Source organism: Pseudomonas sp. URMO17WK12:I7 (assembly GCF_003269045.1).
Lineage (GTDB): Bacteria > Pseudomonadota > Gammaproteobacteria > Pseudomonadales > Pseudomonadaceae > Aquipseudomonas > Aquipseudomonas putida_J.
Genome location: NZ_QLTL01000001.1, coordinates 413,205 through 429,864, shown reverse-complemented (window position 1 = coordinate 429,864; position 16,660 = coordinate 413,205). Strand labels below are relative to the sequence as shown.

General features: G+C 62.2%; 14 protein-coding genes. 8 read left to right on the top strand and 6 right to left on the bottom strand.

Annotated features, from left to right (window positions below; translation table 11 throughout):
- Positions 1 to 5 precede the first annotated feature (5 nt).
- Positions 6 to 1,460, bottom strand: a complete 1,455-nt coding sequence (locus tag H040_RS02130; protein WP_027919542.1) for a mannose-1-phosphate guanylyltransferase/mannose-6-phosphate isomerase — start codon at positions 1,458 to 1,460, stop codon at positions 6 to 8.
- 307 nt (positions 1,461 to 1,767) lie between these two features.
- Between H040_RS02130 and yegS the strand changes: the two genes are divergently transcribed.
- Complete coding sequence (gene yegS / locus H040_RS02125; RefSeq protein ID WP_027919543.1) at positions 1,768 to 2,655, top strand: lipid kinase YegS; 888 nt, start codon at positions 1,768 to 1,770, stop codon at positions 2,653 to 2,655.
- On the opposite strand, the gene H040_RS02120 is transcribed toward yegS, so the two are convergent.
- The 3 genes from H040_RS02120 to H040_RS02110 form a co-directional block, all read right to left on the bottom strand.
- The gene (locus tag H040_RS02120; protein ID WP_027919544.1) at positions 2,639 to 3,298 is read right to left on the bottom strand and encodes a response regulator; all 660 of its coding nucleotides are present in this window, start codon (positions 3,296 to 3,298) and stop codon (positions 2,639 to 2,641) included. The two genes, yegS and H040_RS02120, sit on opposite strands and share 17 nt — an antisense overlap.
- Positions 3,295 to 4,185 (bottom strand): sensor histidine kinase, encoded by an 891-nt coding sequence (locus H040_RS02115; protein WP_027919545.1) that lies wholly within the window; start codon positions 4,183 to 4,185, stop codon positions 3,295 to 3,297. Before H040_RS02115 ends, H040_RS02120 begins: the two co-directional genes overlap by 4 nt.
- Positions 4,186 to 4,575: 390 nt before the next feature.
- Entirely contained in the window at positions 4,576 to 5,085 is a 510-nt protein-coding gene (locus H040_RS02110; protein ID WP_050437232.1) for a hypothetical protein, read from the bottom strand.
- 350 nt (positions 5,086 to 5,435) lie between these two features.
- Here H040_RS02110 and H040_RS02105 point away from each other — a divergent pair, with 350 nt between their 5' ends.
- Entirely contained in the window at positions 5,436 to 6,371 is a 936-nt protein-coding gene (locus H040_RS02105; protein ID WP_027919546.1) for a chemotaxis protein CheV, read from the top strand.
- 56 nt (positions 6,372 to 6,427) lie between these two features.
- Positions 6,428 to 7,231 carry an MOSC domain-containing protein gene (locus tag H040_RS02100; protein WP_027919547.1) on the top strand — a complete coding sequence of 268 codons (804 nt, stop codon included), beginning with the start codon at positions 6,428 to 6,430 and terminating at the stop codon, positions 7,229 to 7,231.
- Between the two features lie 121 nt (positions 7,232 to 7,352).
- On the opposite strand, the gene H040_RS02095 is transcribed toward H040_RS02100, so the two are convergent.
- Positions 7,353 to 9,281 (bottom strand): transglycosylase SLT domain-containing protein, encoded by a 1,929-nt coding sequence (locus H040_RS02095; protein WP_027919548.1) that lies wholly within the window; start codon positions 9,279 to 9,281, stop codon positions 7,353 to 7,355.
- 222 nt (positions 9,282 to 9,503) lie between these two features.
- On the opposite strand from H040_RS02095, the gene H040_RS02090 reads away from it, so the two are divergent.
- Positions 9,504 to 11,432, top strand: a complete 1,929-nt coding sequence (locus H040_RS02090; RefSeq protein ID WP_027919549.1) for an ATP-binding cassette domain-containing protein — start codon at positions 9,504 to 9,506, stop codon at positions 11,430 to 11,432.
- A gap of 57 nt (positions 11,433 to 11,489) precedes the next feature.
- Here the strand turns inward: H040_RS02090 and H040_RS02085 are convergent, their stop codons facing one another.
- Positions 11,490 to 11,930: a universal stress protein gene (locus H040_RS02085; RefSeq protein ID WP_027919550.1), complete on the bottom strand. Its 441-nt coding sequence runs from the start codon at positions 11,928 to 11,930 to the stop codon at positions 11,490 to 11,492.
- 110 nt (positions 11,931 to 12,040) lie between these two features.
- Here H040_RS02085 and H040_RS02080 point away from each other — a divergent pair, with 110 nt between their 5' ends.
- The 4 genes from H040_RS02080 to H040_RS02065 all read left to right on the top strand — a co-directional run bounded on the left by H040_RS02080 (position 12,041) and on the right by H040_RS02065 (position 16,636).
- Positions 12,041 to 12,478 carry a hypothetical protein gene (locus H040_RS02080; RefSeq protein WP_027919551.1) on the top strand — a complete coding sequence of 146 codons (438 nt, stop codon included), beginning with the start codon at positions 12,041 to 12,043 and terminating at the stop codon, positions 12,476 to 12,478.
- Positions 12,479 to 12,950: 472 nt separating this feature from the next.
- Positions 12,951 to 15,098, top strand: a complete 2,148-nt coding sequence (fadB, locus tag H040_RS02075) for a fatty acid oxidation complex subunit alpha FadB (RefSeq protein WP_027919552.1) — start codon at positions 12,951 to 12,953, stop codon at positions 15,096 to 15,098.
- Between the two features lie 31 nt (positions 15,099 to 15,129).
- On the top strand, positions 15,130 to 16,305 hold the full coding sequence (fadA, locus tag H040_RS02070) for an acetyl-CoA C-acyltransferase FadA (RefSeq protein ID WP_027919553.1): 1,176 nt from the start codon (positions 15,130 to 15,132) through the stop codon (positions 16,303 to 16,305).
- Between the two features lie 79 nt (positions 16,306 to 16,384).
- Complete coding sequence (locus tag H040_RS02065) at positions 16,385 to 16,636, top strand: DUF1653 domain-containing protein (protein ID WP_027919554.1); 252 nt, start codon at positions 16,385 to 16,387, stop codon at positions 16,634 to 16,636.
- Positions 16,637 to 16,660: the final 24 nt, after the last annotated feature.

Sequence of the window (16,660 nt, the reverse complement as noted above, 5' to 3'; positions counted from 1 at the left end):
AGCCCTCAGCCGATGGCTGCCGCCGGGACGCGTCCATAAATATCAGTAAAGCGCACGATGTCGTCTTCGCCCAGGTACTCGCCACTTTGTACTTCGATCATCACCAGATCGATTACGCCTGGGTTGGTCAGGCGGTGAGTGCGGCCGGGTTTGATGAAGGTCGACTCGTTGGTGTCGAGCAAAAATTCCTCTTCGCCGTTGGTCACGCAGGCCATGCCGCTGACGATGATCCAGTGCTCGCTGCGGTGGTGGTGCATCTGCAGCGACAGCGATTCGCCAGGGCGTACCATGATCCGCTTGATCTTGAAGCGCGGGCCTTCCTCGAGCACGGTGTACATGCCCCAGGGGCGAGTGACGGTGCGGTGCAGGCGGTAGGCTTCATGGCCCTGAAGCTTGAGCTGCTGGGCAATCACCTTGACCTCCTGGCTGCGCGCGGCGTCGGCGATCAGCAAGGCGTCAGGGGTGTCGATGACGATCAGGTTGTCCAGGCCGACGGCTCCGACCAGGCGCTTTGGCGAGTCGATGTAGCAGTTGGTCACGTCGTGCAGCACGGCTTCACCGTTGCAGTGGTTGCCGTCATCGTCGGTGTGGCGCAGTTCGCGTACCGCCTCCCAGCTGCCGATGTCGCTCCAGCCCAGCTCGCAGGGCACCACGGCAACCTTGTCGGAACGTTCCATCAGGGCGTAGTCGATGGAGATGTCCTCGGCCAGGGCAAAACTGTCCGGGTCCAGCTCCACCTGCAGCGCCTTGTCGCCTTCCTTGGTCGCGCTCTGCTCCAGGCAGCAGGTCACGCAGGCGAGCAGTTCTGGTGCATGCGCCTGCAGCTCGGCGAGCACGGTGCCCACGCGCAGGCAGAACATGCCGGCATTCCACAGGTGGCGGCCGCCTTCGAGGTAGTCGCGGGCAGTGAGGGCATCGGGTTTCTCCACGAAGCAGCTCACCTGATGCGCATGCTTGCCGATGGCCTGGCCTTGCTCGATGTAGCCGAAGCCGGTTTCGGCGCGGCTGGGCAGCAGGCCGAAGGTGGCAAGCCAGCCATCGTTGGCCAGTTGCCGAGCCTGCTCGACGGCACTGGCGAAGGCCTCGGTGTCCTGGATCAGGTGATCGGCCGGCAACACCAGCAGCACGCTGTCGTGGCCGTAATGGCTGGCACAGTGCAGTGCGGCTGCGGCGATGGCGGGGGCGGTATTGCGACCGTTGGTTTCCAGCAGGTAGTCAAGGGCGAGGTTGTCGGGGTTGACCTGGCGGTACTCGTCCTGGGTGCGGAAGAACACTTCCCGGTTGGTCACTGTCAGTACCCGTTCGACACCCGGTAGCGCCGCAGCGCGGGCGAAGGTTTTCTGCAGCAGGCTCTGGCCATCGGGCAGGCGCATGAAGGGTTTGGGCATGGCTTCGCGAGAAACCGGCCACAGGCGGGTGCCGGCACCGCCAGCGATGATGCAGGGGATCAGAACGCTCATTTCACAGCCTCGACTCTAGGCGCTGGTTACAGCGCAGTGAAGGGGAACTTCGCGACCTGTCACGGTTTTGGCGGAAAAGTCAAAAAACCGACTTTTCACTACAGCTTCGTCCATGAAGGCCAAATATTTGTCGATGATGCGCCTGATGAGAAAAGCTTTCAATGATATTTATGTGAATCTGGCTGTTTTTTGTTCGACCATGCTTAGGGTTCGCGCGCAATCCACAGCGGATTTGCCTGCGTAATGCAGCATTCCAGCGATGTTTGTGGTCGAGATCTGGACGGTACGACCCCTACGGAGACGCACGATGCCAAAGCGCAAGGCAATCTTGATCCTGCATGGCAAACAGGCCATGAACGAAGCGGTGCGCCAGGCCGTGAGCGCCATGCGCGAGCGTGGCTGGACGCTGGATGTGCGGGTGACCTGGGAGGGCGGCGATGCCCGGCGGCTGGTTGGTGAAGCGCTGGCGGCAGGCTATGGCCACGTGATCGCGGGTGGCGGTGACGGCACCTTGCGTGATGTCGCCGAAGCCATGGGGCAGGCTCGCAGCGAAGCCAGCCTGGCGTTGCTGCCGCTGGGAACGGCCAATGATTTCGCCAGGGCTGCCGGTATTTCACTGGAGCCTGCCGAGGCACTGGCATTGCTGGAGCTACCGCCACGGCCGATTGACCTGGGCCAGGTGGGCGACCAATTGTTCCTGAACATGGCTACCGGCGGTTTCGGCAGCCAGGTTACCGCCAGCACGTCTGAAGACCTGAAGAAAATGCTCGGCGCTGCAGCCTACCTGTTCACTGGGCTTTCGCGCTTCAGCGAGCTGCAGGCCGCTTCGGTCGAGCTGTCGGGGCCGGGCTTTGACTGGCAGGGTGACCTGCTGGCGCTGGGGATCGGCAACGGTCGCCAGGCTGGAGGCGGGCAAGTGCTGTGCCCGGATGCGCAAGTCGATGATGGCCTGCTCGATATCGCCATCCTGCCGGCGCCCCAGGAAATGGTCGGCGCGCTGCGTGATTTGCTGGCGGGTGAGGGGTTGTTCGTGCGGGCACGTTTGCCGTGGGTCGAGATCACGTGTTCGCAGGGGTTGGACATCAACCTCGATGGCGAGCCCCTGCAGGCTGACAGCCTGCGCTTTGCCGCAGTACCCGCGGCACTGAACCTGCACCTGCCGCTGAATTCGCCGCTGATCAGTCGTCCAGGCTGATGATTTTCTCGCGCATGGCGAACAGCACCAGGCCGGCCACGTCGTAGATCTGCAGGCGCTTCATGATCTGCGAACGGTGGGTCTCCACGGTCTTGATCGACAGCCCCAGGCCAGCGGCGATTTCGCGGGTGGACTTGCCGCGCACGATCAGGCGCAGGATCTCCAGTTGCCGTGCGGTGAGGTTGTGGCGGTCGACGCCAGGCTGTTTGCCCTGCTGTGCGCGCATCAGTGCCTGGTTGATCACGGTATGGGCGATGGCCGGGCTGAGGTAGCGCTCGCCATTGCGCAGCGCGGCCAGGGCCTGCTCCAGTTCGGTTGCCGTCGCATCCTTGAGCAGGTAGCCATGGGCGCCATTTTCCAGAGCCCGCATGATCAGGTCCGGGTCGGTGTGCATGGACAGGATCAGCACCCTGCAGGTGTTGCCTGTGGCGCGCAACTGAGTAAGGGCATCGAGGCCGCTGGTCGAGCGCATGGAGATGTCCAGCAGGACGATGTCCGGTGCCAGTTGGCGAACCTGCTCGAGCAACTGGCCGCCGTCATCGGCCTCGCCGATCACGGTATAACCAGGGATATCGGATACCAGGGCGCGGACCCCGGCACGGATCAGCGAGTGGTCATCCACCAGCAGCAATCTACAGGTCATGAGGAAGCGGTAGTCCTGGCGCGTTCATGGGTACGGGGTGGCCAAGGGAACAGTACGTCGATCGTCGTGCCCAGGCCGAGTTGGCTGGTGACCGCCAGGCTGCCGTTGAGGGCAGTGGCGCGTTCCTGCATGCCAGCCATGCCGCGCTGGCCGGCTTCGGCAGGGTTGGCGGCGGGGAAGAAGCCCTGGCCGTCATCCTGGATCGTCAGGGCAAGCCCTGCTGCGCTGCGCTGCAGGCGGATGGTCAGGTTGCGTGCGCGGGCATGGCGCAGCATGTTGGTGACCGCCTCCTGGGTGATGCGAAACGCCGCCATGGCAACTTCCTCGGTAATGCCACCCAGGCGCTGATGGCATTCCAGGCTCCAGTGCACGTCGGTGTTTGCCAGGGTGCGCACCAGGTGTGCCCGCAGGCTGGCTTCCAGGCCCAGGCTGGCCAGCTGCCGTGGGTTGAGGATGGCGGAAACGTCGCGCACTTTGCTCAGGGTGTCTTCGAGGGTGCTGCGCAAGCTGCCACAGTGTTCCTGCAAGTCGCCCGGTACCCGGCGCTGCAGCCATTCCAGTTGCATCTTGGCGGCGGTGAGCAGCTGACCGATGTCGTCATGCAGTTCACGGCTCAGGTGCTGGCGCTCGCTTTCCTGGACCTTGAGCATACGCCCGGCCAGCTCCGCCGGGCGCAGGCTGATCGACTTGGCACCGTTGCTGAGGTGCCAGCAGACGCCAAGCGTGGCCACCAGTTGTAACAGCAACAGGCTCGCTGGCATGCCATCCCCGCCTGCGAAAATGACCAGGTTGGCAAGCAGGGATACCACGCACAGCAGTGCCGTCGCCCAGCGCAGCAAGGTGGCGCGTGAACGGCGGCGCAGAGATATCTTCAAGCGTGGGAACATAGGATTGAGAAGCCACTGAAGTCTTGCTGATGGGGGCCGTGCACAGGGCTTGGCAGAGGCTCTGGCCTCGTGCTGGCAACAAATGACGAGCGCGGTTTCAAGCGACAGATAGAGGGCCGGCCGGCATTTGTTTGCGCGCATATTAACACTTCGGTTCGAGTTGGTCGCGGCTGGGCAATGCTTCGAAACATCAGCATTTCCGGGCTCGGTAGAGGGGGCTCGGCAGAGTTGGAGGGTGTCAAAATGCCATTACTGGGCCGGGTGATGGCCGCCGCGAGTTCAACTTGCAAGAGACCGCTCAAGTGCAAGGGGTCGAAATAGTGCAGTACTCCACTAGTTCGGTCTTTTTGCGGCTTGGATCGTGTGCTTGGTTGCCTTGAACCGAGCCGGTCAATGGCGCTGAGCGGGGCGGCTGACTGGAGGCCTGGCTGGCGCCGTAGAATGCGGGTGCATGCAAGTGTTGCCGCTGTCGTTGCAAGACGCACACGTTTGCGGCAATGGCTGATCCAAAGTGGCTGCCAGTTCGCCCAGTAGCGTCACCTGCTCGCAGGTGTCGAGGGCGAGGCGGCCAGTGTGCACGTCGATCAGCTCCAGTTGCCAGGCCAGCAGGGTCAGGCAGGCATTGAGCGTGGCCAAGGCTTCGCTGCCCAGGTGCTGCCGCTGGCACGCCGGCGTGATCAACTGGTGGAGGACACTTGCATAGTGGGCAACTTCAAGCAGGCCCAGGCCGCTGGCGCGTCGGGCCAGGGTTTCGAGGGCTTTGTTCAGGCAATGGCAGGCGTCCGGATCATTGGCGATCAGTTCCAGATGCTGCAGGCATTCCTGGGACTGGGTCAGCAAGACCTGGGCATCCAGCAGGAAGTCCTGCAGGGTGTCGATTTTAGAGACGCTGCTGTCCATCATGGCACTCCGGCGCGTTGGGCTGGAGTAGGGGATGGCCACGCCATGTCGATCGCTAGCAAAAGCCTGACTCCATTCATGCAGTGAGAATGGCGTCACATTAATGGCTAAAGGATATCGCGAACATCAGGTTGCACCTGATTGCTCCTAGGGGTTTCCCTGAGGGGGCCTAGGGTGCGACAGGTTGCCCCAGAGTGGATCCAAGCTAGGCGTGTCGCAGTAAAGCATGATGCTAATGTGATATCAATTGCCCTGCAGGGCATTTTTGCACGAGGGTCAAGATGCGCAGCAAAGGGCCGATATAGGACGGATCATTACCTATTTTTCGACACAACCCTGGGGGTTTTCCAATGGCTGGCATTCTCGACACGGTAGACCAACGCACGCAACTGGTGGGTGAGAACCGTCTGGAAATCCTGATGTTCCGCCTGGCTGGCCGCCAGCTATTTGCGATCAACGTATTCAAGGTGCAGGAAGTGCTGCAACTGCCCAAGCTGACCCTGATGCCGCAGCGCCATGCGTTCGTCTGTGGCGTGGTCAACCTGCGTGGGCAAACCCTGCCGGTGATCGACCTGTCCCAGGCAATCGGCATGCGCCCGCTGCAGCCGGGGCCGGACAGCACCATCATCGTCACCGAGTACAACCGCTCGGTGCAGGCGTTTCTGGTCGGTGGCGTCGATCGCATCGTCAACATGAACTGGGAAGCCATCATGCCGCCGCCCTCCAGTGCCGGGCGCCAGCATTACCTGACCGCCATCACTAAAGTGGATGACAAGCTGGTCGAAGTGATCGATGTGGAGAAGGTGCTGGCCGAAATCGTGCCGTACAACGCCCGGGTCTCCGGCGACAAGCTTGCCGACCCGGTGCTGGCGCGTGCGCGTGGCCGTGAGGTGCTGCTGGTGGACGACTCCAGCGTGGCCCTGGCACAGCTGCGCGATACCCTGTCGCAACTTGGGGTGAAGCTGCATGTGGCCAGTGATGGTCTGAAGGCCTTGCGCCTGCTCAAGGGCTGGGCCGATGCGGGCGAGGATGTTTGCGAGAAATTACTGATGGTCTTCACCGATGCGGAAATGCCAGAAATGGACGGCTATCGGTTGACCACCGAGATTCGCAGCGATGCGCGACTGCGCAAGCTTTACGTGGTGCTGCACACTTCCTTGTCGGGCAGCTTCAACGAATCGATGGTGAAGAAGGTCGGTTGCGACAACTTCCTCTCCAAGTTCCAGCCCGATCGCCTGGTCGATGTGGTCAAGCAGCGCCTGCTGCTGGATACCAGCAACGCGTGATCGCGCCGCCGGCCAGGTATAAGCTTGGCTTTTGACAAGGCACGAGGCGGGCAGGGATGTTTCTCAGTGAGTTGTATCGGTACCCGGTGAAGTCGGGGCAGGCGCAATGCCTGCAGGGCTCGCCGGTGGGCCTTCTAGGGTTGCAGGGCGATCGGCGCTGGATGGTGGTCGAGGAAGAGAACGGACGCTTCCTCACTCAGCGGGCCTGGCCACAGCTGGGCCAGTTGAAGGCCAGTGAAGGCGAGGCTGGCGAGTTGCTGCTGGAGCTGCCTGGGCAAACCCCGTTGCGCGTGGCGGTGCCGGGCGCTGACGATGCGCTGCGCGGCGTAACCGTCTGGCGCGATACCTTGCGCGTGCCGGACGCCGGCGACGAGGTTGCCGCCTGGTTGTCGCAGTGGCTCGGCAAGGCGGTGCGCCTTGTGCATTGCCCGGAGCAGCGGGCGCGATACCTGCCCAATGGTTATGGCCTGAACAGTGACCGTGCCGCTTTCCCGGATGGCTTTCCGTTGTTGCTGATCGGTCAGGGCTCACTGGATGATTTGAGCCGCAGGGTCGGCCGGCCCATGGAAATGCTGCGCTTTCGACCGAACCTGGTGGTGCAAGGGGCTCTGCCGTTTGCCGAGGATGGCTGGAAGCGGATTCGCATTGGTGAGCTGGAATTTCGTGTGCTCAAGCCGAGTGTGAGGTGCATTTTCACCACGCTCGACCCGGCGACCGGGGAGCGCAGTGTCGACCGCGAGCCGTTGACGACCCTTAAAACCTTCCGCGAGCGGGAGGGGGATATTCTGTTCGGGCAGAACCTGGCCGTGGATGGCACGGGTTGGCTTGAGGTCGGGATGGAAGTCGAAGTGCTGGAATAACCTGTACCGGCCCCTTCGCGGGTAAACCCGCTCCCACAGGTACTCCATAGCGTTGAGAACCTATGCAGTACCTGTGGGAGCGGGTTTACCCGCGAAGAGGCCAGTTTGGCCTCAGCGGAAATCACATGTCATCGAAGTACCGCTCATGCCAGTCCACCAGAGGCTGCGGCACATTGAGCTTTTGCCCGTAGATCACCGAATACGACAGCACGTTCTGCACATACTGGCGCGTCTCGTCGAACGGAATCGATTCCACCCACACGTCGAAGCTCAGGTGCTTGGCGCCTTTGAGCCACTGCCGCACGCGCCCCGGGCCGGCGTTGTAGGCCGCAGATGCCAGCACCCGGTTGCCATTGAACTGGCCGTGCACCTGGCTCAGGTAGGCCGCACCGACCTGAATGTTCTTCTCCGGGTTGAACATCTGCTGCGGCGATGCCAGTGGGATGCTGAACTTGCGTGCGGTCTCCTTGGCGGTGGCGGGCATTACCTGCATCAGGCCGCTGGCACCAACGCTGGAACGGGCATCCTCCATGAAGGCGCTTTCCTGCCGGGTGATGGCAAACACCCAGCTCGAATGCAGCCCACGCACCTTGGCCTCACGCACCAGGGTGTCGCGGTAGGCCATCGGGAAGCGGATATCCAGGTCGTCCCAGTATTGCGCCTGGCTGATGGTGCGGATGGCCGGGAAGTACCAATGCATGTCGTAGGCCAGGCGTGCCTGGGCGACCATCTCGTCACGGGTGAAGTGACGACTTACGTGGTACCACTCGCGGCGACCTTCAACAACCTGGCCGCGGGCGTGAAACTCCAGGGCGCGCTGGATGCCCGGGGTATTGCGCACCTTGTTGACCAGTTGCGGGCTCAGCAACAGTGGCTTGTTGTTCAGCTGGTAAGGCGTTTTTGCCCGGTCAGCCGCGAGGAAACCGTAGAAGTCACGCTCGCGTGCCACGTTCTTGTACAGCAACGGCACCTGCGGGTTGTTCGGCTGGGCCAGTTCCAGGCTGCGGGCTTGCCAGTATTTCCAGCGGTTGCTGCTGGCCAGGTCCTGTGGCAGGCGTTTGGTCAGCTCGTAGGCGTCTTCCCAGCGGCCCAGGCGCAGCAACAGGCGCAGGCGCCATTCGCTGACCGTGTTGTCGCGCAGCTCGGGGTCGTAACGGGTCATCAGGTCAAGGGCACGCGGGTCGTAACGGCGTGCCAGGGTCAGGCCGATCTCGCGGGCGATGGCGACCTTCTCGTCGCGCGAGAAGTGCATGCGTTGGGCGTAGTCGTCGAGCATCTCCATGGCCCGATCGGGATCCTGCCTGGCCAGCCGGCGCAGGCCAAGGCTGACCACATCAGACATGGCCTCGTTTGCCGGGGTAAAGCGCGAGGGCTGGTTGAGCAGTTCGGGCTTTTGCGCCACGTCGATCAGCAAGCGGCCCTGTGGCCCCAGTGTGGTCAGGCCCTGCACCATGTTGTTGGCCAGCGCGTAATTGCGCGCCTGGGCCGCGAGCTTGGCGCGGTTCCAGCGCTTGGCCTCGGTCAGTTGGCCCTCTGCGGCCCACATGCCGAACAGGGTGTCGCAGGCAGCCGGCTGCGACTTGCCGACGTTCCACAGTTTTTCGGCGCTGGCGAAGCCCTCGGCACGCTGGCCGTGGCTCAACTGGTACTGGCCATTGAGGCAGTCCAGTTCGGTGAAGTTGAGCTTGGGGTCGTAGTACTTGACGAAGGTGTTCCACTCGCCACGTTCGGCCAGCCAGCGCAGCCAGCGCAATTTCATCCAGTTGGCCTGGGGCAGGTCGCCATGCTTGGCCAGGAAACCTTCGATTTCCTCGTTGCTGGCGCTCTTCAGGCGCGCGGTGAGTTCGTCGTATGCAAGGTACGGCGTGAGCGGGTAGTCGCGCAGAGCCTGGCTGTAGCGCAGGTAAGGGCCTTTGTCGCCCTTGGCCAGCGCACGCTTGGCCTCGTCGTAGTACTGGCGTTGCTGGGTAAGGTCGATGGCCTGCGCCGCACTGGCGGTGGCGGCGGTAAGCAGCAGGCAGGAAGCAATCTGTAACAGGCGGCTGCGCATGATACGTCCGGGCAGTTGAACCATGGGGAAGTGACGGCGAAGCCAGCACTGTTGAAATCTGATTGCCTTAGCTTAGCCGTTTGCCGGCGGCGGGTGATAGCGCTGTGCTTGTAACCAGGCGTTAACACCGACCGGGCGTCGCCAAGCCTCTGTGTGGTAGTCAACTTAATGCCGGAAAGGGCCAAGTCAGGTAGAATGCGCGCCCGCTTTCTGGAGACGAACATGACCCTGCTCAAATTCAGCGATGTGTCCCTCGCATTCGGCGCGATGCCGCTGCTGGACAAAGTGTCCTGGCAGATCGCCCGTGGCGAGCGGGTGTGCATCATCGGCCGCAACGGTACCGGCAAGTCGAGCATGCTGCGCCTGGTCAAGGGCGAGCAGAAGGGCGACGACGGCGAGATCTGGCGCGCCCCTGGCCTGAAGATCGGTGAGTTGCCGCAGGAGCTGCCGGTCGCCGACGAGCGCACGGTGTTCGACGTGGTCGCTGCTGGCCTGGATGGTGTCGGCGAGTTGCTGGCCGAGTTCCATCACCTGAGCCAGAACATCCAGGGCGACGAAGATCTGGAAAAGCTCATGCACGTCCAGCACGAGCTGGAGGCCCGCGATGGCTGGCGTCTGCAGCAGGTGGTGGAAAGCACCCTGAGCCGCTTGCAGCTGCCTGCCGACAAGACCCTGGCCGAGCTTTCCGGTGGCTGGCGCCGCCGCGTGCTGCTGGCCCAGGCCCTGGTGTCGGAACCTGATCTGCTGCTGCTCGACGAGCCGACCAACCACCTGGACATCGGTGCCATCGCCTGGCTCGAAGAGGCCCTGCGCGGCTTCAACGGCGCCGTGCTGTTCATCACCCACGACCGTTCCTTCCTGCAGAACCTCGCCACGCGCATCCTTGAGCTTGACCGCGGCGGCCTGATCGACTGGAACGGCGACTACGCCAGCTTCCTGGTGCACAAGGAGGCCGCGCTGGCCGCCGAAGAGACTGCCAACGCCTTGTTCGACAAGCGCCTGGCCCAGGAAGAGGTGTGGATCCGCCAGGGCATCAAGGCCCGTCGTACCCGTAACGAAGGCCGCGTGCGTGCACTCAAGGCCCTGCGCGTGGAGCGTGGCGAACGCCGCGAGCGCCAGGGCAAGGCGAACATCCAGATCGAGGCAGCGGACAAGTCCGGCAAGCAGGTGATGGTGCTGGAGAACGTCAGCTTCCATCACGCCGATGGCCCGCTGCTGGTGAAGGACTTCTCCATGGTCCTGCAGCGCCAGGACCGTATCGGCCTGCTGGGTGCCAACGGCACCGGCAAGACTACCCTGCTCAAGATGATGCTCGGTGACCTGGAGCCCACGGCAGGCAAGGTCGAACGCGGTACCAAGCTGGAAGTGGCCTACTTCGACCAGATGCGTCACCAGCTCGACCTGGAAAAGACCGTCATCGACAACCTCGCCGAAGGCCGTGACTTCATCGAAATCGATGGCCAGAACCGCCATGTGCTGAGCTACCTTGGTGATTTCCTGTTCAGCCCGCAGCGTGCGCGCACGCCGGTAAAGGCGCTGTCTGGGGGCGAGCGTGCGCGCCTGCTGCTGGCCAAGCTGTTCAGCAAGCCGGCCAACCTGCTGGTGCTCGACGAACCGACCAACGACCTGGATGTGGAAACCCTCGAGCTGCTCGAAGAGGTGCTGTCCAACTACAAAGGTACCGTGCTGATGGTCAGCCACGACCGGGCCTTCCTCGACAACGTCGTCACCAGCACACTGGTGTTCGAAGGTGAGGGCAAGGTGCGCGAGTACGTCGGTGGCTATGAGGACTGGATCCGCCAGGGTGGTTCGGCGAAGCTGCTGGGCGTGACCGAGAGCAAGGGTGGCAAGTCCGAGCTCAACAGTGCCGTGGTCGAGAAACCCGTGGAGGTGGCAGCCCCTGCGCCAGCGGCGCCGGTGGCGGATGCTTCGAAGAAGAAGCTCAGCTACAAGCTGCAGCGCGAGCTGGAAATGCTGCCGGGGCAGATCGACGAGGTCGAGCAGCGCATGGCCCAGGCGCAGGAAGAGGTGAACGCTGCTGGCTTCTATCAGCGGCCAATTGCCGAGACTTCGGCAGTGCTGGCCAAGATCGAGAAGCTGCAGGGTGAGCTGGATGCGTTGGTAGAGCGGTGGGCTGAGCTGGAGGGCTGATTGGCCCTCACAGGCCTATTCGCGGGCTTGCCCGCGAATAGGCCGATATAGGCTAAATCATTCTTTCTTTAGCAGCCGCACCGCCAGCACATCGCACGGCGCCCCGTGCAGCACGTCATTGGCAGTGGAGCCCAGCAGCAATGCCAGGCCGTGCCGGCCATGGCTGCCGACTACGATCAGATCGCACTTCTGCTCCTTGGCCAGTTGGTGAATTTCCTGGCGCGGCTGGCCGTAGGTCAGGCGCGAATCGCCACGGTTGATGTCGGGGTACTTGTTGAACAGGCGATCCATGCGCTCCTTGGCCTGGTCGAACTGTTGCTGTTGCAGTTGCGACAGGTCCATCGGCACATCGCCGCCAAAGGCCATGGCCATTGGTTCGACGATATGCACCAGCGAGACCTTGGCGCCAGTGGGTTCGGCGAGCTTCATGGCGCGCTTGATCACCGGGTCGCATTCTTCGGTAAGGTCGACAGCGACCAGAAGATGTTCGTAGGACATGAGCTGAACTCCTGACAATCGCGATAGTAGAAGTATGGTCGCTTTCCGGCAGGTCATCCGTGAATACTGAGTAACCCGCTCATTTGCAACGCTTTATGGAATCTACAGATATGACGGTATGGCTGGTGGTGTCAATCCTTGCGCTGATTCTCAGTCCGCTTTCCTGGTTGCGGCTGTCGCGCAAGCAGGGGCAGCAGATGAACCTGCGCCTGGAGGCGCGGCGCATGGGCCTGGCCATGCAGTTGGCACCTCAGCAATGGCCGCACTGGATGCAAACGGAGCCGCCCAGCCCGTGCCCGCAGTACCATCGCGGCCGCCGTCGGGGGCATGAGGACAGCTGGTGCTACTGGCAGGTCAGCCCCGGCGTGTGGTGGAACCAGTGGAAGGAGGCGTGCGAGGAGCCGCGCCTGAACGAGGTGTTCGCGCGCTTGCCAGAGACCGTGTACAAGGTCGAGGCCGACAAGCGCATGATCGCCCTGTACTGGAGCGAGCGCGGTGATGAATCTGTATTGCAGGATATTGCCCACGCCTTCGACACCCTCGCTTGATCGTCCATAACGACAAAGCGGCAACCCGGTAGCTACCAGGTTGCCGCTTTGTCGTTTCTGCAGCGCAGAAAAGGCCAGGCAGGCCGGGAAATTCTTGAATCCAGTCGCAGTGTAGCCATTCCCTGGCCGGTTGCATGAAAAAAATGCAGCGCCGGCCGTTTCCTGGTGGTCAATCGCTGACATGAATGATCGGCGATCACTGTCATCATGTTTTGCCCTCCGGCGATACAAAATGACTGGAAAGTCGCGTTTTCACCCCGTTCGGGAGCATTTGACAACGCCGATCTTTTCGGAGAATGTGTGCATACCCAAATCAAACGGGCGTATGAATTGAGCGTTTGTATGTCATACCGCTCATACAGAATCCCGACTATCGCGCCGACGGGTGTGCCTGGGGCAAGGGCGGCAAGGCCTGCTTTTCCACCAGCGATCGGCGTGTACAGTTCAGCTTCCATATCGTGGAGATCAGTTGATGATTTACGAAGGTAAAGCCATCACGGTTAAGGCTCTTGAAAGCGGCATCGTCGAACTGAAGTTCGACCTCAAGGGTGAGTCCGTCAACAAGTTCAATCGCCTGACCCTGGAAGAGCTGCGCCAGGCTGTCGACGCCATCAAGGCCGACGCCTCGGTGAAAGGCGTGATCGTCAGCAGTGGCAAGGATGTGTTCATCGTCGGCGCCGACATCACCGAATTCGTCGACAATTTCAAGCTGCCCGAAGCCGAGCTGGTTGCCGGCAACCTGGAAGCCAACCGTATCTTCAATGCCTTCGAAGACCTCGAAGTGCCGACCGTGGCGGCCATCAACGGCATCGCCCTGGGTGGCGGCCTGGAAATGTGCCTGGCAGCCGACTACCGGGTCATGTCCACCAGCGCCAAGATCGGCCTGCCTGAAGTCAAGCTGGGCATCTACCCAGGCTTCGGCGGCACCGTGCGCCTGCCGCGCCTGATCGGCTCGGACAACGCCATCGAGTGGATTGCCGCCGGCAAGGAAAACCGTGCCGAAGACGCCCTGAAAGTCGGCGCCGTCGATGCCGTGGTAGCCCCTGAGCTGCTGCAGGCCGGTGCCCTGGACCTGATCAAGCGCGCCATCAGCGGCGAGCTGGACTACAAGGCCAAGCGCCAGCCCAAGCTGGAAAAGCTGAAGCTCAACGCCATCGAGCAGATGATGGCCTTCGAGACCGCCAAGGGCTTCGTCGCTGGCCAGGCCGGCCCGAACTACCCGGCGCCGGTCGAAGCCATCAAGAGCATCCAGAAGGCCGCCAACTTCGGTCGCGACAAGGCTCTGGAAGTCGAAGCCGCAGGTTTTGCCAAGCTGGCCAAGACCTCGGTAGCCGAGAGCCTGATCGGCCTGTTCCTGAATGACCAGGAACTCAAGCGCAAGGCCAAGGCGCATGACGAGATCGCCCACGACGTGAAGCAGGCTGCCGTACTCGGCGCCGGCATCATGGGGGGCGGCATCGCCTACCAGTCGGCGGTCAAGGGCACCCCGATCCTGATGAAGGACATTCGCGAGGAAGCCATCCAGCTGGGCCTGAACGAGGCCTCCAAGCTGCTCGGCAACCGTGTCGAGAAAGGCCGCCTGACCCCGGCGAAAATGGCCGAGGCGCTCAACGCCATTCGCCCGACCCTGTCGTATGGCGACTTCGCCAACGTCGACATCGTCGTCGAAGCCGTGGTCGAGAACCCGAAGGTCAAGCAGGCCGTGCTGGCCGAAGTGGAAGGCCAGGTGAAAGAAGATGCGATCCTCGCGTCCAACACCTCGACCATTTCCATCAACCTGCTGGCCAAGGCGCTCAAGCGCCCGGAAAACTTCGTCGGCATGCACTTCTTCAACCCTGTGCACATGATGCCGCTGGTGGAAGTGATCCGTGGCGAGAAGTCCAGTGAAGTGGCTGTCGCCACCACCGTGGCCTACGCCAAGAAGATGGGCAAGAACCCGATCGTGGTCAACGACTGCCCAGGCTTTCTGGTCAACCGTGTGCTGTTCCCGTACTTCGGCGGTTTCGCCAAGCTGGTCAGCGCTGGTGTCGACTTCGTGCGCATCGACAAGGTCATGGAGAAGTTCGGCTGGCCGATGGGCCCGGCCTACCTGATGGACGTGGTCGGCATCGACACCGGCCACCACGGCCGCGACGTGATGGCCGAAGGCTTCCCGGACCGCATGAAGGACGAGCGCCGCTCGGCCGTCGACGCCCTGTACGAGGCCAACCGCCTGGGCCAGAAGAACGGCAAGGGCTTCTACGCCTACGAGACTGACAAGCGCGGCAAGCCGAAGAAAGTCTTCGATGCCACCGTGCTGGATGTGCTCAAGCCGATCGTCTTCGAGCAGCGTGAAGTGACCGACGAAGACATCATCAACTGGATGATGGTGCCCCTGTGCCTGGAAACCGTGCGTTGCCTGGAAGACGGCATCGTCGAAACCGCCGCTGAAGCTGACATGGGCCTGGTCTATGGCATTGGGTTCCCTCCATTCCGGGGTGGTGCGCTGCGCTACATCGACTCGATCGGTGTGGCTGAATTCGTTGCCCTGGCCGACCAGTACGCCGACCTGGGGCCGCTGTACCACCCGACCGCGAAGCTGCGTGAAATGGCCAAGAACGGCCAGCGCTTCTTCAACTGAGTGGTCAACGAGCTAGAGCGAGAGATTTGATATGAGCCTGAATCCAAGAGACGTGGTGATTGTCGACTTCGGTCGCACCCCCATGGGCCGCTCCAAGGGTGGCATGCACCGCAACACCCGCGCCGAAGACATGTCCGCGCACCTGATCAGCAAGCTGCTGGAACGCAACGGCAAGGTCGACCCGAAAGAAGTCGAAGACGTGATCTGGGGCTGCGTCAACCAGACCCTGGAGCAGGGCTGGAACATCGCCCGCATGGCGTCGCTGATGACCCAGATTCCACACACTTCGGCCGCCCAGACCGTCAGCCGCCTGTGCGGTTCGTCGATGAGCGCGCTGCACACCGCCGCCCAGGCAATCATGACCGGCAACGGTGACGTGTTCGTGGTCGGCGGCGTCGAGCACATGGGCCACGTCAGCATGATGCATGGCGTCGACCCTAACCCGCACATGTCGCTGTACGCTGCCAAGGCCTCCGGGATGATGGGCCTGACTGCCGAGATGCTGGGCAAGATGCATGGCATCAGCCGTGAGCAGCAGGACCTGTTCGGCCTGCGTTCGCACCAGCTCGCCCACAAGGCGACGGTCGAAGGCAAGTTCAAGGACGAGATCATCCCGATGCAGGGCTATGACGAGAATGGTTTCCTGAAGGTCTTTGATTTCGACGAGACCATTCGCCCGGAAACCACCCTCGAGGGCCTGGCGTCGCTGAAGCCGGCATTCAACCCGAAAGGCGGCACCGTGACTGCCGGTACTTCGTCGCAGATCACCGACGGTGCTTCGTGCATGATCGTCATGTCCGGCCAGCGCGCCATGGACCTGGGCATCCAGCCACTGGCGGTAATCCGTTCGATGGCGGTAGCCGGTGTCGACCCGGCAATCATGGGCTACGGCCCGGTGCCATCGACCCAGAAAGCCCTCAAGCGCGCCGGCCTGACCATGGCCGATATCGACTTCATCGAGCTCAACGAAGCCTTCGCCGCACAGGCCCTGCCAGTGCTCAAAGACTTGAAAGTGCTCGACAAGATGGATGAGAAGGTTAACCTGCACGGCGGCGCCATCGCTTTGGGCCACCCGTTCGGTTGCTCCGGTGCACGTATTTCCGGCACCCTGCTCAACGTCATGAAGCAAAATGGCGGCACCCTGGGGGTGGCGACCATGTGCGTCGGCCTTGGCCAAGGTATCACCACTGTCTTCGAACGCGTCTGATCGCGTAGTGGGACAGCAGCCGGGGCCTTGTGCCCCGGTTTTTGTTTTTTACAGAATTTGTTTCAAGAGGAAGGGCGACATGCGGATACAACCAGGCGTATACCGGCATTACAAAGGGCCTGAGTACCGTGTCTTCAGTGTTGCACGGCACTCCGAGAACGAAGAGTGGATGGTCTTCTACCAATGCCTGTATGGTGATTACAGCTTCTGGGTGAGGCCGCTTGCGATGTTCCAGGAGTCCGTCGAGGTTGACGGCGAGCAGGTGCCGCGCTTTGCTTTGGTCAAGGCCGAAGAAGGGCTGCCTGAGCTGTCTGGCAAGTCGCAAGCGTGATCGACCACGCTTGACCTCTCTGTT